The organism is Streptomyces flaveolus (genome assembly GCF_000716535.1).
GTDB lineage: Bacteria > Actinomycetota > Actinomycetes > Streptomycetales > Streptomycetaceae > Streptomyces > Streptomyces flaveolus_A.
Window position 1 is genome coordinate 1 of the sequence record NZ_JNWV01000149.1, and the last position, 582, is coordinate 582.

Here is a 582-nt window from a genome sequence, read left to right on the forward strand (position 1 = left end):
GGGATGCTGTCGACGACATCCGTTCATCTGAGCAGTTCCGCGACTACCGGCACCGGATCTGGCTGTCGTTGCGTCCCGAGGTGGCCGGTGCCGCCGCCGAAACGATCGGAGTGGGTAGCCATGTCTAGTGTCACGTTGGAAAAGGTCTCGAGCCCGGCGCCGGCGAAGGACATCGCATCCCCGGCTCCGACTCCTGTCGCCTCACCCACCCGCCGGGTCGGAGGGAGACTGCGCAAGTCCGGCTCCTGGGTCTTCCGGAGTTCGATCGCCCTGGTACTCTTGGTCGCATTCTGGGAGGTCGCGCCGCGGATCGGTCTGGTCGACCGAACATTCCTCCCTGAGTTCTCGGTGGTCGCGAAGGCTCTGGTGGACCTGGCCGAGAGTGGTCAACTATGGGAGCACATCTCCGCGAGTCTGGGCCGAGCTCTGCGCGGCTTCGCCATCGCGGTGGTGTTCGCCGTGCCGTTGGGCATCCTGATCGGCTGGTACCGGCCTCTTGCGCAGTACCTCAGCCCGGTTCTCGAATTGTTCCGCAACACAGCTGCACTGGCCTTGCTCCCCGTCTTCGTGCTCATCCTCGGC

The 582-nt window shown here is 64.9% G+C and carries 1 protein-coding gene; it reads left to right on the plus strand.

Annotated features, from left to right (window positions below; translation table 11 throughout):
* Positions 1 to 279: 279 nt before the first annotated feature.
* Positions 280 to 582: ABC transporter permease (locus OO52_RS45600; RefSeq protein ID WP_432422525.1), on the plus strand; the 303-nt coding region annotated here is incomplete at its 3' end.